Here is a 22,311-nt window from a genome sequence, read left to right as displayed (position 1 = left end):
ATTGGTCCAGTTTCGCTCAAGTGGACCAGCCTTCGGTCGCCTCCCCTCCCCTACGCTCCCCTCCATGCACCGCACTCTCGCCGACGACCTCTCCCGGCTCCCCGAACTCCTTTCCACCGCTCGCGACTTGGCCGTCCAGGAGCTGGCCGGACTGGCCGAGCGGCCGGTCGTACGGCTCGACAAGGCGCCCGATCCCGAGGCGCTGCCCGGCATCGGGGCCGGAGGCGAGGCGGCGCTCGCGCGGTTCGCCGAGCGGTGGGCGCCCGGGTTCTCCGGCTCCGCCGGGCCCCGCTATCTCGGCTTCGTGACCGGTGGCGCGACGCCCGCCTCGGTCGCCGGGGACTGGCTGACCGGCGCCTACGACCAGAACGGCTCGGGGGCGGCCGGCTCCTGGGCGACGGCGCTGGAACGCGAGACGGTCGGCTGGCTGCGGGAGCTGTTCGGGCTGGGCGCGGCGCACAGCGGCGCCTTCGTCACCGGGGCCACCACGTCCAACACCGTGGGCCTGGCCATCGCCCGGGAGTGGCTGGGCGAGCGGCTCGGCGTGTCCGTGTCCCGCGACGGCACCGCCGCTCTCGGCCGGGTCGAGGTGCTGTCCGGCAGCCCGCACTCCAGCATCGGCAAGGCCCTGTCCGTGCTCGGCATCGGCCGCGACCGGCTCCGCTCGGTGCCCGTGCTGCCCGGCAACCGGGAGGCCGTGGACGTCGCCGCCCTGGACCGGGCCCTGTCCGAGCTGGACGGTCGCCCGGCGATCGTGGTGGCGAACGCCGGCACCGTGAACACCGTCGACTTCGACGATCTGCGGGCCATCGCGGCGCTCAAGGAGCGGCACGACTTCTGGCTGCACGTGGACGCCGCGTTCGGCGGGTTCGCCGCGCTCTCCCCGTCGTACGCCGCGCTCGTCGACGGCCTCGACGCCGCCGACTCCGTCTGTGTCGACCTGCACAAGTGGCTGAACGTGCCGTACGACGCGGCCGTCCAGTTCACCCGGCGCCGGGACCTTCAGGTGGCCGTGTTCCACAACGCGTCGCCGTATCTCGGACTGCCGGTCGGCGAACCGGACTTCGTGCACCTCACCCCCGAGAACTCCCGGCGGCTGCGCGCCCTGCCGGCGTGGTTCTCGCTGGTCGCGTACGGCCGCGAGGGGCACCGCGAGATCGTCGAGCGGAACGTGGCGCTGGCCCGTGACCTCGGTGAGCGGATCGCCGGGCTCGACGGACTGCGGCTGCTGGCGCCGGTCCGGCTGAACGTCGTCTGCTTCACCCTGGCTGAGGATCCGACGCGGGAGCGGGTCGCCGAGCTGGCGCACGCGCTCGCCGAGACCGGCGAGGTCTTCGTGACCCCGACCGTCTACGACGGCACCCCCGGGCTGCGGGCGGCGTTCAGCAACTGGCGTACATCGGCGGACGACGTGGACCGGATCATCGGGGCTGTGACACGGGTGCGGTGACCGGGGCACGGTCCGGGAGGTCGCGGCGGGCGCGGACCGGCGAGAGGAAGACCGGCAGAAAGGCCGTCGCCAGCAGCGCCCCGCCGGCCCACAACGTGACCCGCACACCGGCCAGTTCACCGAGTGCGCCGGAGACCGCCGCACCGAGCGCGAGCGCGCCGGTCAGGACGAAGCGGAACGTCGCGTTCATCCGGCCGAGCAGCTCGTCCGAGGTCATCCGCTGGCGCAGGCTGACACCGAGGACGTTGTCCGTACCGGTCTTGAACAGGGCCAGCGTCCAGCCCGCGCCCGCGAGCCACAGCCACCCGCCCCGGTCGATCAGGGGCACCAGCAGCGCGGCGGGCGCGAGGGCGACACCCGCCAGCCCGAGGGACCGGCCGTAGCCCAGCCGTCCGGCGAGGGGGCGGGCGCAGCGGGCACCGAGCAGGAGGCCGAGGCCGCCCGCCGCCCAGAACAGCCCCAAGGCGCCGGCGGGCAGGTCGAGTTCACGGACGAACACGACGGGCAGCATGGTGTTGACGATCTGCATGCCGACGTTGGTGAGGGCGGCGGTGAGTGCGAGGGCGCGCAGTTCCGGGTTGCCGAAGACATGGCGCAGGCCTTCGGCGATCTGCGCCCACAGGGTCGCCGGCCGTTCCGGTCCCGCCGGTTCCCGCGACTGCCGGATCCGGGTGAGCTGGAGCGCGGAGGCCAGGTAGGTCACCGCGGTGCACAGCACGGCCACGGGGGCGCTGAGCAGCTGGACCAGGGCGCCGCCCGCGCCGCGTCCGGCGACGTTGCCCACGGCCTGAAGGCCGACCATGGCAGCGTTGGCGGGCACGAGGGCCTCGCGGCCCACGAGACGGGGCAGTGTGCTCTGGGAGGTCACGTCGAAGAACACGGTCGCGGCGCCGTTGAGCAGGACGACGGCGTAGAGCTGGCCGAGGGTGAGCGTGTCCGTCCACCAGGCGACGGGGACGGAGGCGTAGAGGACGGCACGGGCCAGGTCCGCCAGGATCAGCACCCGGCGGTGCCGCATCCGGTCCACCCAGGCCCCGGCGGGCAGCCCGATGAGCAGGAACGCCAGCGTGCTGAGGGTGGCGAGCGCGCCGACCTGTCCGGGGCCCGCGTCGAGGGCGGTGACGGCGATCAGGGGGACGGCGACGTAACTGACGTTCGTGGCGAGCTGGCTGAGGGCGCTCGCGGCGAAGAGGGTGCGGAAGTCGGCGGCGCGCCAAGGCGAGTCGGGCAGGGCGGGGAGGTCGGCGTCGGGCCGGGTGCTGGCGTCGGGCTGGGTGTCGGGCACACGAGAACGCTGCCCGACGCCGTCCGCGCAGGACAAGTGAAAAGATCTACAGCGAAAGTTAAGCGCTACTTCGCAGTCGGGGGCATGCGCCGGGCGCGCCGGAACCCGCTGTCGCCGACGGTGAGACCACCGTCCACGACGAGGGTCGTGCCGGTGATCCAGGAGGCGTCGCGGGAGGCGAGGAAGGTGATGGCGGCGGCGATGTCCTCCGGCTCGCCGACGCGGCCGAGAGGGTACAGCGGGGTGAGGAGGGCGAGTTCGTCGTCGCGGCCTTCCCAGGCGGTGGTGCGGACCGTGCCGGGCGCGACGAGGTTGACGCGGACGCCCCGCTCGGCGGCGTGCCCGGCGAGGGTGCGGGTGAGGGAGCCGAGGCCCGCCTTGGCCGCGCTGTAGGCGTGGTTGCCGAAGTCCGCGAGGCCGTTGACGGAGCCGACGTTGACGATCGCGCCGCGGCCGGAGGCGGCCAGGTGCGGAAGGGCGGCCCGGCAGCAGCGGTAGGCGCCGGTGAGGGTGATGTCGAGGTCGGCCGTCCACTCGTCGTCGGGTTCGTCCTCGAACAGCGGGGCGTCCGGCGTGCAGTGGAAGGCGTTGTTGACCAGGACGTCGAGGGTGCCGAAGGCGGCGGCCGCGTGGGCGACCGCCGCCTCGACCGCCGCCCGGTCGGCCACGTCGCAGCCGTACGCCTCCGCCGCCAGACCCTCGTCCCGCAGGCTCGCCGCGGTCTTCTCCGCCGCCTCGGTGTCCCGGTCGGTGACCAGCACGCGCGCGCCTTCCGCGGCGAACCGCCGGGCGGTGGCGGCGCCGATGCCGCGGGCTGCGCCGGTGAGGAGAACTCCGTACCCCTGGAAACGTGTCATGCGGCCGAACCGTAGGCGGCCCCGCCCGTCAGCGGTAGCCGGTCACGTCGGCCGGCTTGCCCGCGTCCTGGACCTCGACGATGTAGCGCCAGGCGTCGGGGCGGCTGCCGTCGAGGTCGGTGAAGCCGTAGAGCTGGGCGAGGCCGCCGCTGGAGAGGGACTGTCCGTTGAAGCGGGACACGTCCGGGTCGGCGGCGAGGGCCGCGACCGCTCGGCCGACGTAGCGCGGGGTCTCGGAGATGGCGAAGTGCGGGACCTGGGTGAGGGCGTCGCGCCAGTTGTCCTCGCGCACTCCGAAGCCTTCGAGCATCATCTCCGAGCGCAGCCAGCCCGGCGTCAGGGCGACGGCGGTGGCCCCGCGCGGGCCCAGTTCGTGGCCGAGCGCGAAGGCCATCCGCAGGACGGAGGACTTGGCCAGGTCGTAGAAGAAGGTGGCGCGGTAGTTCGTGGCGTTGTACTCGGCGGTGCCGTCGGTCATCTCGACGACCAGGCCGCCGGGGTGCCGCAGCAGCAGGGGCAGGGCGAAGTGGTTGGTGATCGCGTGGGTCTCGACGGCGAGCCTGAGCAGCCGCAGTCCGTTGTCGAGGTCGTGCTCCCACACCGGGCTCTCCCACTCGAAGAGCCGCTCGCCGCCCCAGACGTCGTTGACGAGGACGTCCAGGCGCCCCTGGTCGTCGGCGATGCGGTCGACCAGCGTGCGGACCTGCGCCGGTTCGAGGTGGTCGGTGGGGACGGCGATCCCCGTGCCGCCCGCCTCGGTCACCAGGTCGGCGGTGTCCTCGATGGTCTCGGGGCGGTCGTACTCCGAGCGGCGCTCGCGCGTGCTGCGTCCCGTGACGTACACGGTGGCGCCGGCCGCCCCGAGCTCCACGGCGATGCCCCTTCCGGCTCCCCGCGTCGCCCCGGCGACCAGCGCGACCTTGCCCTTCAGTGGCTGTGCTGCCATGTCCGAACCTCCTGTACGACCGTTGGTGTCGATTCCACGGTCTCCGGTAAGCCGGACATCTTCTGTCGCCTTTTGAATCCGCTGTCGCGTTGTCCCGTCCGGGTCACCCGGCCGGGCGCAACCTCTCGCCCAGTTCGTCGTCGTCCGCGACGATCCACACGTGCCCGCCCTGGTTGGTCTCGCGCACGAAGTCGCGCAGCGCCGCGCTGTCGTCCAGGTGGCGGGAGACGTCCCCCACGACGGCGAGTCGCACCCGGTAGTTCACGAACTTCTGCATGACCGCTCCGGCGACCCCCGACCGCAGCCGGAAGAACTCCTCCGCGACGCGCTCGGCGGGCACGGCGACCACGTCGGCACCCCGCCCCATGGCGTCTCCGATCAGATCCAGCGCGGCACGCTCGCCGTCGAGCGCGGGTCCGTCGGGCGTGCAGCGCAGCACGGTGACGCCATGGAGGTTCACGAGTTCGTCAGTGGTCATGACAGGCGAGCCTAGCCGTGCCCCGCCACGGCGCTCCGGGGATTTTCAGTGGCCCCGGGCGATCCACTCCTCCAGCTGCGGGGCCTCCGCCCCGATGGTCGTGGAGTCGCCGTGCCCGGTCAGGACCTTCGTCTCCGGCGGCAGCTCCAGCAGCCGGTCGCGGATGGAGTCGATGATCGTCGGGAAGTGGCTGTACGACCGACCCGTCGCCCCCGGTCCGCCGGCGAACAGCGTGTCGCCCGTGAAGACCGTGGCGAGCCCGGGGTCGTAGAGGCAGACCGCGCCGGGCGCGTGCCCGGGGGTGTGCAGGACCCGCAGGTCGGCGCCCGCGGCCTCGATGACCTGGCCGTCCTGGAGGTGGGCGTCGGGGTCGCGGTCGGGGTGGGTCTGCTTCCACAGCGGCAGGTCGTCGGGGTGCAGCCAGATGGTGGCGCCGGTGAGGTCCGCCAGTTCGGGCGCGGCGTCGATGTGGTCGTTGTGGGCGTGGGTGCACACGATCGCCGTCAGCCGGCGCTCGCCCACGGCTTCGGCGATCGCCCGGGCGTCGTGCGCGGCGTCGATGACGACGACCTCGTGGTCGTCGCCGACGATCCACACGTTGTTGTCCACGTCCCAGGTACCGCCGTCGAGGCTGAACTGGCCGGAGGTGACGAGGCGTTCGATGCGGGCGGTCATCAGAGCACCACCACCGAGCGCAGGACGTCGCCGTGGTGCATGCGCTCGAACGCCTTCTCCACGTCGGTGAGTTCGATGGTCTCGGTCACGAACGCCTCCAGGTCCAGGCGGCCTTGCAGATGCAGGTCGATCAGCATGGGGAAGTCGCGGCTGGGCAGGCAGTCGCCGTACCAGGAGGACTTCAGCGCGCCACCGCGGCCGAACACGTCCAGCAGCGGCAGTTCGAGCTTCATCTCCGGGGTGGGCACGCCGACCAGGACGACCGTGCCGGCGAGGTCACGGGCGTAGAAGGCCTGCTGGTAGGTCTCCGGGCGGCCGACCGCCTCGATGACGACGTCGGCGCCGAAGCCTCCGGTCAGTTCGCGGATCGCCTCCACGGCGTCCGTCTCACGCGAGTTGACCGTGTGGGTGGCGCCCATGGTGCGGGCCTTCTCCAGCTTGCGGTCGTCGATGTCCACCGCGATGATCCGCGCCGCGCCCGCGAGGTTCGACCCGGCGATCGCCGCGTCTCCGACGCCGCCGCAGCCGATGACGGCGACGGTGTCACCCCGGCCGACGTTGCCGGTGTTGATCGCGGCGCCGATGCCGGCCATCACCCCGCAGCCGAGCAAGCCCGCGACCTGCGGGGACACCGAGGGGTCGACCTTGGTGCACTGTCCCGCCGCGACCAGCGTCTTCTCCGCGAACGCGCCGATCCCCAGGGCGGGCGACAGCTCGGTGCCGTCGGTCAGGGTCATCTTCTGCTTCGCGTTGTGGGTGTTGAAGCAGTACCAGGGGCGTCCGCGCAGACAGGCCCGGCACTGCCCGCACACCGCACGCCAGTTGAGGATCACGAAGTCACCGGGGGCGACGTCCGTGACGCCCTCCCCCACCGACTCGACCACTCCCGCGGCCTCGTGGCCCAGCAGGAAGGGGAAGTCGTCACTGATGCCGCCCTGTTTGTAGTGCAGGTCGGTGTGGCACACGCCGCACGCCTGGATCCGCACCACGGCCTCGCCCGGTCCCGGGTCGGGCACCACGATCGTCTCCACCCGGACCGGCTCGTCCTTGCCCGGTGCGATCACGCCGCGTACTTCCTGCGCCATGGTGGTGAACCCTTCCTTCGGCCCTGTCGGTTCTCCCCCGACCCTACGGGTAACCGATCAGTAACGGCACGGGAGCGGAGCCCTCCGGGCTCAGGTCAGGAAGTCCCGTACGGCCCGGCCGAGCGCCGGCTCGTCGCGGGTGTCCGCCGCGCCCAGGACCAGCAGCCGGTGCGGTACATGGATCAGGGTCTCGGCGACGTGCCCCGCCAAGATCCCCGGGCGGCCGGGTTCGACCAGGACGACGTCCGCGCGGTCGGCGGCGAGGGCGGCCGTCCGCAGGCCGATCTCGTCGAAGGGACGGACGGTGGTCGCGTAGAGCACGGTCACGTCCAGCCCGGCGGTGGCGCGCAGCACCGGGTCGAGCGTGGCGCCGACCGCGAGGACCACACCGCCGAGCCCGTCCCGTACGCGCTCGAAGCCCTCCCCGCCGCCGCGCGGCTCGGCGTTGGACTCGGCGGAGACATGCACGTACGCCCGCTCCCCCTCCCGCACCGCGCCCAGCACGGCCCTGCGCACCTCGTCGGGGTGCCCCGGCACGTGCACGGTCCATCCGGGGGTGGCCGCGAACCGATTCAGTTCCTCCTCGGCGCCGTAGCCCAGGAGGAGGGTGCCACCGCCGGGGCCGTCCTGCGGGAGGGACTCGGTGGCGGCGAGGAGCATGTCGGACTGCACGGAACGACCTCCGGGTGAGGATTTCTCGTAAAGGCGTCAAGAACCCGTCAGGAATAACTCGACGGTTTCTCATGGGGTTCTGGATTCCCTTCGCCCGGGCCGTTCACCCCGTGAAATTCAACCTTTAACAAGTCCACAGGAATGTGGCTCTCTCTTTGCCCGGTCCAGATCCCTGCCTGGTTCTTCGCCGTGTCCTTTCGCGCTTAGGTGGACGCTGGCTCGCCCCGCAGCCGGAGTGGAAGGGGACATCCCGTCATGGTCCACAGCGACCCGCGTTCCGCAGCTCGTCCGTGCGTCCGCCTCATCGCCGGGCCGACCGGTGTCGGCAAGAGCGCGGCGGCCACCGCGCTGGCCCGGGAAACCGGCGCCCCGGTCGTGGTCGCCGACCGGTTGCAGTGCTTCACCGACCTGGCCACCACCAGCGCCCGCGCGGGCGCCGACGTACCGGGTGTGCGCCGCCACTGGCTCGGGGACCGTACCTTCGCCGACGGCGACCTGTGTGCCGCGGCGGCCACGGACGCGCTGGTCGCGCTGGTGGAGCGGCTCGGCCACCGGCACCGCCTGGTGATCGTCGAGGGTGGTTCGATCTCCCTGCTGCGGGAGCTCGCCGCCCGGCGGACCGCGCTGGACTGGCGGCTGACGGTCCAGCTGCTCGCGCCGCCCGACCGGGCCGAGTACGTCGCGAACCTCACCCGCCGGGCCCACGAGATGCTCGTCCCGGACCCGCCCGGCCGCAGCCTCCTCGACGAACTCGCCGCGCTCTGGCGCGAGCCCCGGCAGCGGTGGCTCGCGGCGTCCGTGAACGGCTTCGAGGCGGTCCTCGAATGCTGCGCCAAGTACGGAATCGACGTGCCGACCATCGGCGAACAGCCGATTTCCGCGCACGTTCTGGACCGCATGGCCACGCTGATCGCCGAACGGCACGCCGAGCACGGATTTCTCCAGCACCGGGTGTTCTCCGAAATTTTCGACGGCCGAACAATGGATTCCGGTTCCGGGGCGACGGCAGTGGAGCGTGCAGCATGAATGCAATCCGCGACAGGGCATTCGCCGCGCACGATTTCGGCCACATCGTCGAGTCCCGGCCGCTCGACGTCCTCTCGCCGCGCTCCGGTGCAGAGGTCCAGGGCCTGGTCGCCTTCGCGGACCGGCACCGGCTGCCGGTCACGGCCCGCGGCCGCGGACTCGCCCCGTACGGGCAGAGCCAGGCCGACGGCGGTTACGTCCTCGACATGGGCGCCCTGAACGAGGTGCGCTGCGTGCCGGGCGAGCGGACGCTGGCCGCCGGGGCGGGTGCGACCTGGGGTGACGTCGTACGCGCCACACTGGCCGTGGGCCTCGTACCCCCCGTCCTCCCCGACCATCTCGGCGCCAGCGTCGGCGGGGTGCTCAGCACCGGCGGCTTCGGCGCCTCCAGTCACCGGTGCGGGCTCGTCGCCGACTGGTTAAGGGAGTTGGAGGTGGTCACGGGCACCGGCGAGCGGCTCGTCTGCTCCGCCGAACGGCACCCGGACCTCTTCCGGGCGGTCCTGGCGGGTCTCGGCCAGTGCGCGCTGATCCTGCGGGCAGTCCTGCGCCTGGTACCCGCACCCGAACGGGTCCGTCGCTACCGGCTCTACCACGACGGTCCCGGCTCCTACTTCGCCGACCAGCGGCGCATCGCCCGCGACAGCCGGTTCACCCATGTCGAGGGCCAGGCCCGCCCGGCCCTCGGCGGCGGCTGGCGCTACATGATCGAGGCGGTCGCCCCGCACGACGGCGAACTCCCCTGTGTCGACGACCTGTTGATCGGCGACCTCGGCCACGACCGGGACACCCAGGAGATCGAGGACCTGTCGTACGCCGAGTACCTGCATCGTCTGGACCGCGACGAACGGCTGCTGCGCGCCACCGGCGAGTGGGACCGCCCGCACCCGTGGCTCGGCCTGCTGCTCCCGGAGGAGGTGGCCGAAGCCTGTGTCCCGGGTGCGCTCACCGAGCCCGAGCAGCAGGGCCTGCGCACCTGTGGAGTCGTGCAGCTGCGCCCGCTGAACGGCCGTACGCTGCGCGCGCCGATGCTGCGCAGGCCGGCCGGTGAACTCCTGTGTCTGCTCTCCGTGATGCGCACCGCGCCGCCCGCGGCCCCGGACACGGTCCGCCGCATGGTCGCCGCCAATCGCGCACTGTACGAGCGGGCCCGAGCCGTCGGCGGGGTCCTGCACCCCATGAGCGCGCTGGCGATGACGCCGGAGGACTGGCGAAGCCACTTCGGCCCCGCCTGGGCCGACCTCGCCCACGCCAAGGAGCGCTACGACCCGCACGCCATCCTGACCAGGGGTTACGGGCTGTGGGCGGGAGCGCGGTGACCGTCCTCCACGGCGCCTCCTCTGGCCGCCGACCCGGCCGTCCGTGTACGGCGCCTCCCCCTGGCCGCCGACCCCGCCGCCCGTGGAGCGAACTCCGCGCTCAGGGGCGGCGGTTGCGCCTTCGTACCAGGGCCCGCACCGACTTCGACCCGACGATGCCGACCAGCATGCCTGCGAACGGGAGCGCGATGTCGACCCACGGGTCGCGGATGGGCTTGTAGACGGCCGTACCGTCCTTGATCTCGATGTAGCCGAGCGGCCTGGCGTCGACACCGCCTCCCCCGCCGCCTCCCTCCCCGCTGCGCGCGGTGCCGCTCCCATGCCCGGTACCGCCGCCGAAGCCGAAGCTGACCCGGGCGACGGGGACGACGGTGACGCCGTCCCCGGTGATCGGCGCGCCGTACACGGCACTGACGGTGGCCTTGCCGCCGAGCTTCTCGGCGAGGCGTTCCAGCAGGGTGGTGGAGGCGTGGACGGCGCCGAGTTCGGTCGACGGCACCTGGACGGGGGTCTCTTGGCTGGCGTCGGGTTCGGTCGACGGCGTGGACGCGGAGGTCTCTTGGGCGGCGGTCATCGCCTCACCCTAGGCCGGAGGCCGCCGCTCCGGCAGGAGTCGTGACGTTTCCCTGGCTCTCCAGGCGGCGCAGCCGTTCGGCGTCACCGGTGCGCGGACACGTGGAGCAGGCCTCGGCCGGGCGGATCGCGTAGAACATGCAGCAGCCGGTACGGGTCCGGGTGGGATGGCGGCGGCCGTCCGACCCGGCCAGGTGGCGGAAGTCGGCGCCACTCGGGTACGGCGGTACGGCCACCGGCAGCACCTCGGTGGCGGCTGTGATCGCGGCGTCTTCCTGGCCGAGCGTCCGCCCGAGGTACCACAGGGCGGAGACGAGGTCGTCGGAGACCATGCCCCACAGGGCGCGTGAGCGGCGGCGGGTGACGGGACCGATCGCGGCGAGCAGGGGACGCATGTGTTCGGCGAGCGCCATCCTCAACTGGGCGCGCAGCTGCTCCTCCTGAGGGAACGTCAGCACGCCGGGCAGGCCGACCACCGGGTCGTCGGCCAGACAGGCGAGTTCGCTTCCGGGGGTGATGGTGTACGTCCCCGAGGCGAGGTCGAGGCGAAGGTCCTCGGGGCGGATGCCCGGCACTCGGCGTTCGAGGTACCAGGGGCCGCCCATGAGCATGCCGACGGTCCAGGCGTAGTCGTGCAGGGCACGGGACGCGGCGACGTCCGGGCGGGGGCGCACACCGTAGCGATCGTGAACGCGTGCCGCCTCCGCCTCGACGAAGGCCTCCAGCGCGGCACGATCGGTCGCCAACTCGGCCGCCGTCACGCCCCCTCGCCCCGCGGGCGCGACGCGCACGTCCAGCGCCTCGCAGAGAGCCGCCAGCCGCCGATAGCCGTCACCGAGCGCTTGGGCGACGGCACCGTCCGGTGAGGTCTTCAGGGCCACGGGCATCGACGTGCTCCCACGGAGAGGTTCAATAGGCAAGCCTTACCTTAGCTCGATCAAGGGACCTCCATGTCAAGCGGCGTCAAAGCATTCTCACAGCCGGTTGAAAACTAAAGCAAGCCTCACCTAAGCTCACCGCTCGTGACTGCGACCCAACGGGGCGCACCCCCCACAGGTGTGCCCTTCCGTGCCTTCAGGCACATACCGCTCCTCCTGACCGGCCTCGCCGCCCTGACCCTGTGCACCGCACTGAGCCTCGCGCTCGGCACCCGCTCCGTACCGCTCCCCACGGTGGTCGAAGCCCTCTTCGGCGATGCCCACGGGCGGGACGCGCTCGTCGTGACCGGGCTGCGGCTGCCGCGGACCGTCATCGGCCTCGTGGTCGGCGCCGCGTTGGGCGTCGCCGGTGCCGTTGCGCAGGCAATCACCCGCAACCCGCTCGCCTCGCCGACCACCCTCGGCATCAACGCGGGCGCGTCCTTCGCGGTCGTCGTCGCGATCTTCGCGCTGAAGCTCAACGACCCGGTCGAATATGTGTGGTTCGCGTTCGCCGGTGCCGCCGCGGCGGCGCTGTTCGCCCAGGCGCTGGCCCGCCGCGCCGGGGACATCGATCCGGTACGGCTCGCGCTCGGCGGCACCGTGCTCCAACTCGTGCTGCTGTCCTGGACGTCGGCGGTGATGCTGCTGAACCAGCGCACGCTCGACGAGGCCCGCTTCTGGCTCGCCGGTTCCCTGGCCGGGCGCCCGCTCGACACGCTGTGGCCGGTCCTGCCGACGCTGCTGCTCGGGATCGTCGTCGCGCTGGCCGTCTCCCCCGCCCTCAACGCCCTTGCCCTGGGCGACGATTCGGCCCAGTCCCTCGGTGTCCCGGTGGCCCGCATCCGGCTCGCGGGCGGCATCGCGGTCGTCCTGCTCGCCGGGTCGGCGGTCGCGGTGGCGGGACCGGTCGCCTTCATCGGCCTGGCCGCCCCCCATCTCGTACGACCGCTGCTCGGCGCCGACCACCGGCTGCTGCTGCCCGGCTGTCTGATCGCGGGCCCGCTGCTCCTGCTGTCGGCCGATGTGCTCGGCCGGATGGTGCTGCGCCCCTCGGAGCTGGAGGTCGGCATCGTGACCGCGTTCCTGGGCGCGCCCCTCCTGGCGCTGCTGGCCCGGAAGGTGGCCCGATGACGAGCGGTGTTCGTACCCGGGTCCTGGTCTTCGCCTTCCTGGGGCTTCTGACACTCTTCGCGCTGCTCACCGTCTCCCTGACGACCGGCGAGATGCGCATCCCGGCCGGCACGGCCCTGCGCGCCCTCGTCGGGCTCGGCGACGGCGGTGACGTACTGGTGGTGCAGCAGTTCCGGGCGCCCCGCTCGGTGGCGGCGATCGCCGGCGGTGCCGGGCTCGGGGTCGCGGGCTGTGTCCTGCAACGGCTGTTCCGCAATCCGCTGGCGTCCCCGGACGTCATGGGGGTGACCGGCGGGGCCTCGCTGGGCGCGGTCGCCCTCCTCGCGGCCGGCGCCTCGCAGACCCTGATCCCCTTGGGCGCGTTGGCCGGTGGGCTCCTGTCGGCCCTGCTGCTCGGCGTGTTCGCCTGGGGTTCCGGGCTCTCCGTCACCCGCCTTGTACTCACCGGCCTCGCGGTCCAGGCGGGCCTCGCCGCCGCCGTGAACCTGATGATCGTGCGCTTCCCGGCCGAGCTCGCCGGGTCGGCGCTGCAATGGACCACGGGTTCGGTGTACGGGCGGACGTGGACGGAGGTGTGGGGTGCGGGCGGCGCCCTGCTGGTCGCACTCGCCGCCGCGTTCGTCCTGCACCGCAGGCTGGCCGTGCTCGATCTCGGGGACGACTCGGCGGGCGCCCTCGGTCTCAACACGGCCACGGCACGCCTCCAACTCCTGGTCCTGGCCGTCGTGTTGGCCTCCCTGGCCGCCTCGCTCGCCGGCCCCGTGACCTTCGTCGCGCTCGCCGTGCCGCACATCGTGCGGTTCCTCACCGGGCCGCCGACCGCCGTGTCCCTCGCCCTCGCCGGACTCACGGGGGCGGTGCTGCTGCTCGCCTCCGACCTGGTGGTGCAGCACCTGCTGCCGATCGAGGGGCTGCCCGTCGGCGCGGTGACGGCCACGCTCGGCGCGCCCTGGCTGCTGGTGCTGATGTTCCGGCAGAGCTCGCCCGTCCAGAGGAGCCACGCATGACCGCGAAGACGCCCGTGAACACGCCCAACCAGCTCGCCACCGAGGGCCTCGACCTCCGCTACGGCGACCGGCTCGTCGTCGGCGGCCTCGACCTCACCCTTCCCGGCGGCGCCGTCACCGCGATCGTCGGCCCCAACGCCTGCGGCAAGTCGACGCTGCTGCGCGGCCTGAGCCGCCTGCTGGCCCCGTCGGCCGGCACCGTCACCCTCGACGGCTCCGACATCCACCGCATGCCCGCGAAGGCCCTGGCCCTGCGCATGGGTCTGCTGCCGCAACAGCCGGTCACGCCCGAGGCGATCACCGTCGAGGCCCTCGTACGGCTGGGCCGCTACCCGCACCAGCGGCTGCTCAGCCCCTGGTCGGCGGCCGACCAGAAGGCGGTCGACGAGGCTCTGGAGCGCACCGGCACCACGTCCCTGCGCGACCAGGCCGTGGACCGGCTCTCCGGCGGTCAGCGGCAACGCGCCTGGATCGCCCTGGCGTTGGCACAGGACACCGAGCTGCTCCTGCTCGACGAACCCACCACCTTCCTCGACCTCAGGCACCAGCTCGACGTGCTCGACCTGGTCGCCGAACTGCACGCCGAGGCGGGCCGTACCGTGGTGATGGTGCTGCACGACCTCGGACAGGCCGCCCGTTACGCGGACCACATGGTGGTCCTCAAGGACGGCCGGCTCGCCGCCGCCGGTGCCCCGGCGGACGTCCTCGACGCGGAGCTGGTCAAGTCCGTGTTCGACGTGGACTGCCGGGTCGTCCCCGACCCGGAGACCGGCACCCCGCTGGTCGTCCCGAGAAGCAGCGCGGCCCGGCGCTCCGCCGCGACCGCCTGACCCGCTCACCTACCCAGAAAGAACAACCCCCCATGTTCCAGCGCTTCCCCCTGCCCGGAATCAGAAGGATTCTGGCCACCCTGCTCGCCGTGATACTCGGTACGGCAGCCCTGGCCGCCTGCGGCGGCTCCGACTCCGACTCCGACGACTCCGCCGCCAAGCCCGCCGCCGACGCGGCCGGTTTCCCGCGCACCCTCAAGACCGTCATGGGCGACGTGAAGATCCCGTCCCAGCCCAAGCGGGTCGTCGTCCTCGACACCGGTGAGCTGGACGACGTCACGCTGCTCGGCATCGACCCGGTCGGCGCGGTCGCCCCGCACTTCAAGACCGAGGGCGGCTTCCCGACGTATCTCAAGGGCGAGTTGAAGGACACCGCCGACGTCGGTCCGCTCCTGGAGCCCAACCTGGAGAAGATCGCCTCCCTCAAGCCGGACCTGATCCTGTCCTCGAAGGTCCGCCACGAGAAGGTCTACGACAAGCTCAGCGCGATCGCCCCGACCGTCTTCACCGAGACCACCGGCGGTGTCTGGAAGGAGAACCTCAAGGTCCACGCCGAGGCGCTGGGCCTGGAGAAGGAGGCCGCGGCCAAGCTCAAGGAGTACGAGACGCGGGCCAAGGCGCTCGGTGCGGCCATCAAGAAGAAGGACGGCGGCACCATGCCGACCGCGTCCGTGGTCCGCTTCATCGCCGGTCCGACCCGGCTGTACCAGTCCAACTCCTACAGCGGCGTCGTCCTGAACGACATCGGTTTCAAGCGGCCGTCCTCGCAGGTCTCCGACGACCCCGAGGTCACGATGAAGGACGTGAGCCCGGAGGAGATCGACCAGGCCGACGCCGACCTGATCTTCGTCACCTCCGCGGACGTCGACGACAAGACCCAGAAGAAGCAGGTCACCTCCAACCCGGTGTGGAAGGACCTTCCGGCCGTCAAGGACGGCAAGGTCTTCGAGGTGCCGGACGAGACCTGGATGTCCGGCATCGGTGTGCAGGCCGCGGAGCAGATGCTCGCGGACGTCGCCAAGGCCACCGGCGTCGAGCTCCCCGCCAAGTAACTCCCGCTGAACCGGGGCGGGCCATGGCCCCCGGCCGGGCCCGCCCCCGTCAACCCCCCACCCGCTAGCGGAAGTTCCTTCTCCCTCATGCGCCTGTACCTGCTCGCCCTCAATCCGACCGACTCCGTCACCGAGGGCTTCCTGCCCGCCGCGCACCGGCTGGGCCTGGACGTCACCGTCCTCACCGACCAGCCCGCCGCCCACCGCGCCACGTATCCGGACGTCGAGGTCCTGGAGTGCGACGTCCGAGACTTCCGGGCCGTCGTCGCCCGCATCTCCACCCACCACCGCCCCGACGCCGTCTTCACCAACAGCGACCACCTCCAGACCCAGGCCGCCCTGGCCGCCGCCTACTTCGACCTGCCCGGCAAGGACTGGCGGGCCACGCTGCGCTGCAAGGACAAGGCGGAGATGCGCCGCCGGCTCGCCGCCGTTGGCGTGGACACGGTCTGGTCGACGGAGATCACCGCGCCGACCGCCCTTCCCGACGCCCCCTACCCCTGTGTCGTCAAGCCGCGCGAGGGCGTCGCCAGCGAGGACGTCGTCCTCGTCGACGGTCCCGAGGAGCTGGCCACCCGTTCCAAGGAGATCTTCGAGCGCCGCCCGGACGCGGTCCTCGTCGTGGAGGAGTACCTCCCCGGCGAGCTCTACACCCTGGAGACCCTCGGCGACAGGCAGGTCCGGCACGTCCTCGGCGGCTTCCACACCGAGCTGTCGCCCCCGCCCTACTTCATCGAGGAACGCCTCACCTTCGTCCCGGCCCACCCCGAGCCGGTGGTCGCCCAGGTCCTCGCCCAACTGGACGCGCTGGGCGTCGGGTTCGGCGCCTGCCACACGGAGTTCGTGGTGCACGAGGGCCGGGCGCGGATCATCGAGGTCAACTACCGGGCCATCGGCGACCAGTGCGACCTGCTGCTGGCCCGGCTCCTGGAGATCCCGCTCTTCGAGCACATCCTCCGCGCCCACCTGGGCGAGCCGCTCCCGGCGGACCTCGGCGCCCGCCGTGACGGTGCCGCCCGCCTGGAGTACCCGTGCGCCGACCGCGCCGGCCTCCTCACCACGGCCCCGGCCGCCACGGAACTCACCGTGGACGGCACACACCTGATGTACCGTCCGCTGCGGGCGACCGGCGAGCGGCACGAGCTGTACCGCACCAACCGCGACTACCTCGGCGTCCTGCGGGCCACCGGCACCGACCAGCCGACGGTGGACCGGGTGACGGCCGACTTCCTGGCGGGCCTGCGCTGGGAGATCCAGCCGTGACGGCGACGTGTGAGGCACAGCTGCTGACCCGTGTCCTCAGCGCCCTGCTCCGCGAGGACGTCGTGGGCCTGCGCACCCGCAGCACCCTCGTCGAACGCCCGGACGGCCCCTGGCTGCGGCTGCCCGCCGAGGGCGACGCGCTCCTGCTGCCCGTCGTCGAGGACGGCTTCCAGTGCGAGTACGCGGCCCGACTGCCCCTGCTGGTCCGCGAGTCGGACGGCGGGGAACTCAGCTCGTACGACACCGTCCTCAGCGCGCTGCGCGCCCTCGCCGACCCCGTCGACCGTGCCGGCTACGACGCCTTCGCCGAGGAGTGCCGGCAGACGCTGGCCACCATGCGGCTGCACGCGACCTCGCCCGTCGACTTCGACGCGGACTCCACCCGGTGGCCACCACTCGCGTACGACGCCCTCGCGGCCCGCCTCGACCATCCCGTGTATCCCACGGCTCGCGGCCGCGCAGGACTCACCGAGGATCAACTGCGCTCCTACGCACCCGAGTTCCACCCACGGTTCGCCCTGCGCTGGCTGGCCGTGCCCCGCGAGTCCGTCACCCTCGCCGGAACGCTCCCGAAGTTCTGGCCCAGTTGCACCGACCTCGGGCTGGCGGCGGCCGAGGGCAGTCATCTGCCCCTGCCGGTCCACCCGTTGACCGTGGCCTCCCTGCGCGAGGCCGGCCTTCCCGAGGGTGCCCTGTTCGCCGACCGCGCCCACCTCGACGTCGTACCGACCCTGTCGATGCGCACGGTGGCCGTGGACGACACGCACCACCTGAAACTCCCCCTCGCCACCTCCACGTTGGGCCTGCGCAACAAGCGGTCCATCAAGCCCGGCACCCTCGTCGACGGCGCGGCGGGACAGCGGCTCGTCGAGGCCGTGCTCGCGCGTGAACCCCGGTTCCGGGACACGATCCTGCACGCCGACGAGACCACGTACGCCCATGCCGGGCACGAGTTGCTGGCGGTGCTCTGCCGCCGTTTCCCGGCCGGGCTGGACGACGCCGAGGTCGTCCCGCTGGCCGCACTGCTCGCCGAAGCGCCCGACGGGCGGCTGGTCCTCGACCACCTGGCCGACCGCTTCTACGGCGGCGACCCGCTCGCCCTGCTGGACGCCCTGCTGACGCTGCTCTTCGACTGGCAGACCACGCTGTTCGGCTACGGCGTCGCGCTGGAGTCGCATCAGCAGAACGTCTCGCTGGTGCTGCGGCCCGGAAGTCTGCGGCTGCTGTTCAAGGACGACGACGGGCCTCGGATCAACCCCGCACGGCTGGGTGCGGTCCTGCCAGGGCCGTGGGGTTTCGACGACGCGCGGACCTATGTCGACGGCGACGGGCCGGTTGCCGACGTGTTCACCACCATCACCGTCCATCTGTGCGCGGGCGCCTACGCGTTCGGGCTGCCGTGGCTGCGCCGGGCCGTGCTGGACCTCGTACGGGACCGGCTGGCGGAGGCGGTGGACCGGCTCGGCGGCGACGCCGGGGAGGTGCTGCGGACCCGGGTGCTGCGGGCGCCCCGGCTGCCGGTGAAGGCGATGGTCACGGCCGGGACGCTGCTGTCCAAGGAGCGTTCGGGCGCCACCGACGTCAACAAGCACTACACCACCGGCCCCAACTACCTGCTCACGAACGGGGGTCCGGCATGAGCGCCGCCCAGGCCGTCCGGCTGCCGCACGGCGGCTTCGGGCGCGGCCAGGTGCACGCCGTGGCGGGCTGCTACTTCGTTGCCTCCTTCGCGGCCCTCGGCCTGCCGCCGTATCTCACCGCGATCCTCCCGGAGTTGGGCGACCACCAGGCCCGCTGGGCGGGGGTCCTGTATGTCGTGCCGACCGTGTTCGGCGCGCTCGCGGCCCCCCTGTGGGGGCGGCTCGCCGACCGCTACGGCCGCAAACGCCTGCTGCTGCGAGCCCAGTTGGGGCTCACCGTCGCGTTCCTGCTGGCGGGCTGGGCCGACTCGCTGGCGACCTTCACGCTGGCGCTCGTCCTCCAGGGTGTCCTGGGCGGCACGTTCGCCGCCTCCAACGGATATCTGGGCGCGGCCCTGGAAGGCCCGGCGCTGTCCAAGGCGCTCACCCTGATGCAGGGCAGCGCCCGGGCGGCGCTGGTGGTGGCGCCGATCGTGGTCGGCACACTGTCCGGCTGGCTGTCCCCGCACCGCCAGTACGCCCTGCTCGCCGTACTGCCGCTGACGGCCGCGCTGCTGCTCGCGGCGCTGCCGGAACCGGGGCCCGGCGAGCAGCGGAAGACCGATGCCGTCGCCCCTCCGCGGACGGCTCCCGTGATCTCGCTCCGGGCGCTGTACACACTGGAGTTCGCGTTCGTGTTCTCCACCGTCATCTCCTTCCCGTACCTCATCGCCCTGGTCGACGAGCGGCTGCCGGGCACCTCGCCGACCCTGTCCGGAGTGCTCTTCGCCCTCCCCCACCTGTGCTATCTGGTGGCCGCGCTGGCCGTGCACTCCGCCTTCCGGGACCGTCCCCGGGCCGGGATCGTGCTCGGGTTCGTCCTCATCGCCCTCGGTCTCGCCGGACACGGCGTCGCCGCGCACCTGCCCGCGCTGATCGCCGTACGGCTGCTGCTCGGCGCCGGTCTCACCCTCGGCCTGGTGTGTCTTCAGGTCCTGGCCGCGGAGTGCGCCAAAGGGCGGGCGCCCGGCGGCATGTTCGGCTCCCTGGAGTTCTTCTCCAAGGCCGGCGCGGTCGTCGCGGGCCTCGCCGCCGCCGCGGGCAGCGCCCACTTCGGCCCGGCCGCACCCGTGCTGACCGGGGCCGCCGCTGCCGCCGTCACCGCCCTGGCGACCCTCCTCCCCTCCATCACCCCCCGCTGGAGCCGCTGATGCCCCCGCTCGCCCCCACTCCTGAGCGCGCCACCCTGCCCACGGCCGACGAAGTGGTGGCCCACACCCTCCTCAACTGTCTGCTGCGCGAGGTGTCCGGGCCCGAACGCCAGAGCGTCGTCGCCGACGGCACGCTCCTGCTCCGGCTGCCGCGCCGCGGGGTCCTGCTGCGCGTCGCCCTGCGCCGTACCTCGCTCCTCGGCGCGCACCGCTTCACCGGGCCCGTCCACGAGCAGCGCGGCACCGACTGGGCCGAGGTCGACTGGCGACGCCTCGCCGAGTACACGCACGACGAGTTGTCGCTGCGCACCGGCGTGCGCAACGAGGAGTTCCTGGAGCAGGTCGCCTCCAGCCACGCGTCCGTGACGACCGCGCTCACCACGCCCAGCGCCTCGGCGACCGACGCCTACCTCGCCTCCGAACAGTCCCTGCTGTTCGGCCACCGCTTCCATCCCACCCCCAAGGCCCGCACCGGCGACCCGCGCGCCTGGTCCGCGTACGCGCCGGAGGCCGGGGCCGTCTTCCCGCTGCGGCATCTCGCCGTACGCGACCATCTGATCGCCGAGGAGGCCGCCGAGCCGTCGGCCGTCGCTCCCCTGGACCGCCCGCGCGCCGACGTCCCGGACGGCTACCGGCTGCTGCCCGCCCACCCCTGGCAGTACGAAACCCTCCGCGACCATCCGACCCTGCGCGCGGCCCTCGCGCGCGGCGACGTCCTCGACCTCGGCCCGGGCGGGCGGCCGTTCGCGGCCACGGCGTCCGTGCGCACGCTGTACGACGGGGAGACCTTCCTCAAGTTCAGCCTGAACGTGCGGATCACCAACTGCCTGCGCAAGAACAGCAGTTACGAGCTGTCCGGCGCCGTCGCCCTGACCCGCGCCCTCGCCCCGGCCCTGGCCGACCTCGCCCAGCGTTTCCCCGGCAGCGCCGTGCTGCGCGAGCCCGCCTACCGCACCCTCGCCCTGCCGGGCCCCGACGGCGCCCCGGACCGGGCCCTGTTCGAGGGCTTCGGCGTCATCGTCCGCGAGGGCCTGCCCGCGCGGCTCGCGCCCGGCACCACCCCGCTGCTGGCCGCCGCGGTGGCCGACGAGTACCCGACCAGCGCCGCACAGATCTCCCGCCTCCTCGGCACCCCGGACGCCCGCGCGGCCCTCGACTGGTGGTCGGCCTATCTCGACCTGCTGATCCCCCCGGTCCTGGCCGCCTACTTCGACCATGGCCTGGTCCTGGAACCCCACCTCCAGAACGTCCTGGTCTGCGTGGACCGCGCCGGCCGGCCCGCCCAGGTCCTCTTCCGCGACCTGGAGGGCACCAAGCTGATCCCCGAGCACCACGCCGACACCCTGGCCGCGCTGCCGCCCGAGGTCGCGACCCCGATGACGTACGACGCGCGGCGCGGCTGGGACCGGGTCGTCTACTGCCTGCTGGTCAATCATGTGGCCGAGCTGCTCGCAGCCCTCGCCGACCTGCACCCGCAGGCGGAGGCCGCGTTGTGGAACCGCGTGCGGGCGACGCTCCAGGCCTACGCGGACCGCCACGGCTGCCCGCCGCGCCTGGCCGCCCTCCTCGCCGGCGTCCCGCTGCCCGCGAAGGCCAACCTGCTCACCCGCTGGGAGCGCAAGGCCGACCGTGAGGCCGGGTACGTCCGCCTGCCGTCCCCGCTCGCCGAGGACATCCTGACCGGGAGCACCCGATGACGACGACCCGCACGGTCCACGACCACGCCCGTTCCCTTCTCCCCGACGAACTCCCCGCCTACCTCTACGACTTGGCGGCGCTCCGCGCCCACGCCGCGACCGTCCGGGACGCACTCCCCGAACGCGTGGAGCTCTACTACGCGGCCAAGGCCAACCCCGAACCGGAGATCCTCGCCGCGCTCGGTCCGTACGTCGACGGCTACGAGGTCTCCTCGGGCGGCGAACTCGCCCATGTCGCCAAGGCCGTGCCCGGCCGTCCGCTCGCCTTCGGCGGGCCCGGCAAGACGCCGGACGAGGTGAGGGCGGCGCTGGAACAGGGAGTCGAGCGCTTCCATGTCGAGAGCGCGTACGAGCTGCGGATGCTGGCCGAGCTGGCGCGGAGCGGCGGACGGCGGGTCGCGGTGCTGCCGCGCGTCAACCTGCCCCTCTCGGACGGCTCGTTGGCGGGCAGCTCACTGGCGATGGGCGGGCGTCCGACCCCGTTCGGCATGGACCCGGGCCAGGCCGCCGAGGTCGTGCGCACGCTCGCCGACGGCACCTACCCGCACCTCGAACTCCGCGGCGTCCACGCCCACTTGGCGAGCGGTCTGGAGGCGTCCGAGCTCCTCGCTGCGGCCGAGGCGGTGGTCGCCTGGGCCACCGGCCTCGGCGTCCCGCTCGCCGAGGTCAACGTCGGCGGCGGCATGCACGTCGACTACACCGCTCCCGAGCGTCGCTTCGACTGGGCGGCATACGGCAGCGGGCTCGCCCGACTCACCGAGACCCACCCGGAGTTGACGCTGCGGATCGAGCCGGGCCGGGCGCTGACGGCGTACTGCGGCTGGTACGCCACGGAGGTGCTGGACGTGAAGCACAGTCACGGCGAGGAGTTCGCCGTGGTCCGGGGCGGCACCCACCACCTGCGGACCCCGGCGACGAAGGGCCACGACCAGCCCTGCGCGGTCCTCCCGGTCGAGGCGTGGCCGCATCCGTGGCCGCGCCCCGCGGCCGAGGGCGAACACGTCACGCTGGCCGGGCAGTTGTGCACACCGAAGGACACCCTCGCGCGCCGGGTGCCCGCCGCCGGGCTGCGGGCCGGTGACCGGGTGCTGTTCTCGCTGGCGGGTGCCTACGCCTGGAACATCTCCCACCACGACTTCCTGATGCACCCGCGGCCCGGCTTCCACTTCCTGGACGCCGGGCCGGGACAGGGCGGCTAGAACCGGAGCAGGGCGG

At 72.8% G+C, this 22,311-nt stretch carries 21 protein-coding genes; 12 read left to right on the top strand and 9 right to left on the bottom strand.

Going from position 1 to position 22,311, the window contains the following annotated elements; translation table 11 throughout:
• The first annotated feature begins 64 nt into the window (after positions 1 to 64).
• A complete protein-coding gene (locus tag EJC51_RS41835; RefSeq protein ID WP_126275873.1) occupies positions 65 to 1,450 on the top strand; it encodes a pyridoxal phosphate-dependent decarboxylase family protein in 1,386 nt (461 codons plus the stop codon).
• Here EJC51_RS41835 and EJC51_RS41830 read toward each other — a convergent pair.
• The 7 genes from EJC51_RS41830 to EJC51_RS41800 all read right to left on the bottom strand — a co-directional run bounded on the left by EJC51_RS41830 (position 1,422) and on the right by EJC51_RS41800 (position 7,448).
• Entirely contained in the window at positions 1,422 to 2,681 is a 1,260-nt protein-coding gene (locus EJC51_RS41830) for an MFS transporter (protein WP_126277336.1), read from the bottom strand. The two genes, EJC51_RS41835 and EJC51_RS41830, sit on opposite strands and share 29 nt — an antisense overlap.
• A 119-nt stretch (positions 2,682 to 2,800) precedes the next feature.
• Positions 2,801 to 3,592 (bottom strand): SDR family NAD(P)-dependent oxidoreductase, encoded by a 792-nt coding sequence (locus tag EJC51_RS41825; RefSeq protein WP_126275872.1) that lies wholly within the window; start codon positions 3,590 to 3,592, stop codon positions 2,801 to 2,803.
• A gap of 28 nt (positions 3,593 to 3,620) precedes the next feature.
• Positions 3,621 to 4,538 carry an SDR family oxidoreductase gene (locus EJC51_RS41820; protein WP_126275871.1) on the bottom strand — a complete coding sequence of 306 codons (918 nt, stop codon included), beginning with the start codon at positions 4,536 to 4,538 and terminating at the stop codon, positions 3,621 to 3,623.
• 103 nt (positions 4,539 to 4,641) lie between these two features.
• A complete protein-coding gene (locus EJC51_RS41815) occupies positions 4,642 to 5,016 on the bottom strand; it encodes a DUF4180 domain-containing protein (protein WP_126275870.1) in 375 nt (124 codons plus the stop codon).
• A gap of 45 nt (positions 5,017 to 5,061) precedes the next feature.
• Complete coding sequence (locus EJC51_RS41810) at positions 5,062 to 5,691, bottom strand: MBL fold metallo-hydrolase (protein ID WP_126275869.1); 630 nt, start codon at positions 5,689 to 5,691, stop codon at positions 5,062 to 5,064.
• Entirely contained in the window at positions 5,691 to 6,776 is a 1,086-nt protein-coding gene (locus tag EJC51_RS41805; RefSeq protein ID WP_126275868.1) for an S-(hydroxymethyl)mycothiol dehydrogenase, read from the bottom strand. The genes EJC51_RS41810 and EJC51_RS41805 overlap by 1 nt, the downstream gene beginning before the upstream one ends.
• A 90-nt stretch (positions 6,777 to 6,866) precedes the next feature.
• Positions 6,867 to 7,448 carry a transketolase gene (locus EJC51_RS41800; RefSeq protein WP_126275867.1) on the bottom strand — a complete coding sequence of 194 codons (582 nt, stop codon included), beginning with the start codon at positions 7,446 to 7,448 and terminating at the stop codon, positions 6,867 to 6,869.
• Between the two features lie 255 nt (positions 7,449 to 7,703).
• Between EJC51_RS41800 and EJC51_RS41795 the strand changes: the two genes are divergently transcribed.
• The gene (locus EJC51_RS41795; RefSeq protein WP_126275866.1) at positions 7,704 to 8,474 is read left to right on the top strand and encodes an isopentenyl transferase family protein; all 771 of its coding nucleotides are present in this window, start codon (positions 7,704 to 7,706) and stop codon (positions 8,472 to 8,474) included.
• Entirely contained in the window at positions 8,471 to 9,793 is a 1,323-nt protein-coding gene (locus EJC51_RS41790) for an FAD-binding protein (RefSeq protein ID WP_126275865.1), read from the top strand. Before EJC51_RS41795 ends, EJC51_RS41790 begins: the two co-directional genes overlap by 4 nt.
• A gap of 100 nt (positions 9,794 to 9,893) precedes the next feature.
• On the opposite strand, the gene EJC51_RS41785 is transcribed toward EJC51_RS41790, so the two are convergent.
• Positions 9,894 to 10,367 (bottom strand): spore germination protein GerW family protein, encoded by a 474-nt coding sequence (locus EJC51_RS41785; protein WP_126275864.1) that lies wholly within the window; start codon positions 10,365 to 10,367, stop codon positions 9,894 to 9,896.
• A gap of 4 nt (positions 10,368 to 10,371) precedes the next feature.
• A complete protein-coding gene (locus tag EJC51_RS41780; RefSeq protein ID WP_126275863.1) occupies positions 10,372 to 11,253 on the bottom strand; it encodes a (2Fe-2S)-binding protein in 882 nt (293 codons plus the stop codon).
• 171 nt (positions 11,254 to 11,424) lie between these two features.
• On the opposite strand from EJC51_RS41780, the gene EJC51_RS41775 reads away from it, so the two are divergent.
• The 9 genes from EJC51_RS41775 to EJC51_RS41735 all read left to right on the top strand — a co-directional run bounded on the left by EJC51_RS41775 (position 11,425) and on the right by EJC51_RS41735 (position 22,295).
• A complete protein-coding gene (locus tag EJC51_RS41775; protein ID WP_126277335.1) occupies positions 11,425 to 12,417 on the top strand; it encodes a FecCD family ABC transporter permease in 993 nt (330 codons plus the stop codon).
• Positions 12,414 to 13,424: a FecCD family ABC transporter permease gene (locus tag EJC51_RS41770; RefSeq protein WP_126275862.1), complete on the top strand. Its 1,011-nt coding sequence runs from the start codon at positions 12,414 to 12,416 to the stop codon at positions 13,422 to 13,424. The genes EJC51_RS41775 and EJC51_RS41770 overlap by 4 nt, the downstream gene beginning before the upstream one ends.
• The gene (locus EJC51_RS41765; protein WP_126275861.1) at positions 13,421 to 14,254 is read left to right on the top strand and encodes an ABC transporter ATP-binding protein; all 834 of its coding nucleotides are present in this window, start codon (positions 13,421 to 13,423) and stop codon (positions 14,252 to 14,254) included. Before EJC51_RS41770 ends, EJC51_RS41765 begins: the two co-directional genes overlap by 4 nt.
• Before the next feature lie 32 nt (positions 14,255 to 14,286).
• Entirely contained in the window at positions 14,287 to 15,306 is a 1,020-nt protein-coding gene (locus EJC51_RS41760; RefSeq protein ID WP_126275860.1) for an ABC transporter substrate-binding protein, read from the top strand.
• Positions 15,307 to 15,393: 87 nt separating this feature from the next.
• Positions 15,394 to 16,569, top strand: a complete 1,176-nt coding sequence (locus EJC51_RS41755; RefSeq protein WP_126275859.1) for an ATP-grasp domain-containing protein — start codon at positions 15,394 to 15,396, stop codon at positions 16,567 to 16,569.
• Positions 16,566 to 18,209: an IucA/IucC family protein gene (locus EJC51_RS41750; protein ID WP_244363084.1), complete on the top strand. Its 1,644-nt coding sequence runs from the start codon at positions 16,566 to 16,568 to the stop codon at positions 18,207 to 18,209. The genes EJC51_RS41755 and EJC51_RS41750 overlap by 4 nt, the downstream gene beginning before the upstream one ends.
• On the top strand, positions 18,206 to 19,399 hold the full coding sequence (locus EJC51_RS41745; RefSeq protein ID WP_126275858.1) for an MFS transporter: 1,194 nt from the start codon (positions 18,206 to 18,208) through the stop codon (positions 19,397 to 19,399). The genes EJC51_RS41750 and EJC51_RS41745 overlap by 4 nt, the downstream gene beginning before the upstream one ends.
• On the top strand, positions 19,399 to 21,096 hold the full coding sequence (locus EJC51_RS41740) for an IucA/IucC family protein (protein WP_126275857.1): 1,698 nt from the start codon (positions 19,399 to 19,401) through the stop codon (positions 21,094 to 21,096). The genes EJC51_RS41745 and EJC51_RS41740 overlap by 1 nt, the downstream gene beginning before the upstream one ends.
• Positions 21,093 to 22,295 carry a type III PLP-dependent enzyme gene (locus EJC51_RS41735; RefSeq protein ID WP_126275856.1) on the top strand — a complete coding sequence of 401 codons (1,203 nt, stop codon included), beginning with the start codon at positions 21,093 to 21,095 and terminating at the stop codon, positions 22,293 to 22,295. The genes EJC51_RS41740 and EJC51_RS41735 overlap by 4 nt, the downstream gene beginning before the upstream one ends.
• Positions 22,296 to 22,311 lie beyond the last annotated feature (16 nt).

The organism is Streptomyces aquilus, from assembly GCF_003955715.1.
GTDB classification, from domain to species: Bacteria; Actinomycetota; Actinomycetes; order Streptomycetales; family Streptomycetaceae; genus Streptomyces; species Streptomyces aquilus.
The sequence above is the reverse complement of the archived record's forward strand: the minus strand, read 5'-3'. Positions and strand labels throughout refer to the sequence as shown.

What these genes read in the sequence shown, in the direction of transcription:
- EJC51_RS41835 (WP_126275873.1), top strand. Translation starts at nt 65, where the DNA reads ATGCACCGCACTCTCGCCGACGACCTCTCCCGGCTCCCCGAACTCCTT.
- EJC51_RS41825 (WP_126275872.1), bottom strand. Translation starts at nt 3,592, where the DNA reads ATGACACGTTTCCAGGGGTACGGAGTTCTCCTCACCGGCGCAGCCCGC.
- EJC51_RS41820 (WP_126275871.1), bottom strand. Translation starts at nt 4,538, where the DNA reads ATGGCAGCACAGCCACTGAAGGGCAAGGTCGCGCTGGTCGCCGGGGCG.
- EJC51_RS41815 (WP_126275870.1), bottom strand. Translation starts at nt 5,016, where the DNA reads ATGACCACTGACGAACTCGTGAACCTCCATGGCGTCACCGTGCTGCGC.
- EJC51_RS41810 (WP_126275869.1), bottom strand. Translation starts at nt 5,691, where the DNA reads ATGACCGCCCGCATCGAACGCCTCGTCACCTCCGGCCAGTTCAGCCTC.
- EJC51_RS41805 (WP_126275868.1), bottom strand. Translation starts at nt 6,776, where the DNA reads ATGGCGCAGGAAGTACGCGGCGTGATCGCACCGGGCAAGGACGAGCCG.
- EJC51_RS41795 (WP_126275866.1), top strand. Translation starts at nt 7,704, where the DNA reads ATGGTCCACAGCGACCCGCGTTCCGCAGCTCGTCCGTGCGTCCGCCTC.
- EJC51_RS41790 (WP_126275865.1), top strand. Translation starts at nt 8,471, where the DNA reads ATGAATGCAATCCGCGACAGGGCATTCGCCGCGCACGATTTCGGCCAC.
- EJC51_RS41785 (WP_126275864.1), bottom strand. Translation starts at nt 10,367, where the DNA reads ATGACCGCCGCCCAAGAGACCTCCGCGTCCACGCCGTCGACCGAACCC.
- EJC51_RS41780 (WP_126275863.1), bottom strand. Translation starts at nt 11,253, where the DNA reads ATGCCCGTGGCCCTGAAGACCTCACCGGACGGTGCCGTCGCCCAAGCG.
- EJC51_RS41770 (WP_126275862.1), top strand. Translation starts at nt 12,414, where the DNA reads ATGACGAGCGGTGTTCGTACCCGGGTCCTGGTCTTCGCCTTCCTGGGG.
- EJC51_RS41765 (WP_126275861.1), top strand. Translation starts at nt 13,421, where the DNA reads ATGACCGCGAAGACGCCCGTGAACACGCCCAACCAGCTCGCCACCGAG.
- EJC51_RS41760 (WP_126275860.1), top strand. Translation starts at nt 14,287, where the DNA reads ATGTTCCAGCGCTTCCCCCTGCCCGGAATCAGAAGGATTCTGGCCACC.
- EJC51_RS41755 (WP_126275859.1), top strand. Translation starts at nt 15,394, where the DNA reads ATGCGCCTGTACCTGCTCGCCCTCAATCCGACCGACTCCGTCACCGAG.
- EJC51_RS41745 (WP_126275858.1), top strand. Translation starts at nt 18,206, where the DNA reads ATGAGCGCCGCCCAGGCCGTCCGGCTGCCGCACGGCGGCTTCGGGCGC.
- EJC51_RS41740 (WP_126275857.1), top strand. Translation starts at nt 19,399, where the DNA reads ATGCCCCCGCTCGCCCCCACTCCTGAGCGCGCCACCCTGCCCACGGCC.
- EJC51_RS41735 (WP_126275856.1), top strand. Translation starts at nt 21,093, where the DNA reads ATGACGACGACCCGCACGGTCCACGACCACGCCCGTTCCCTTCTCCCC.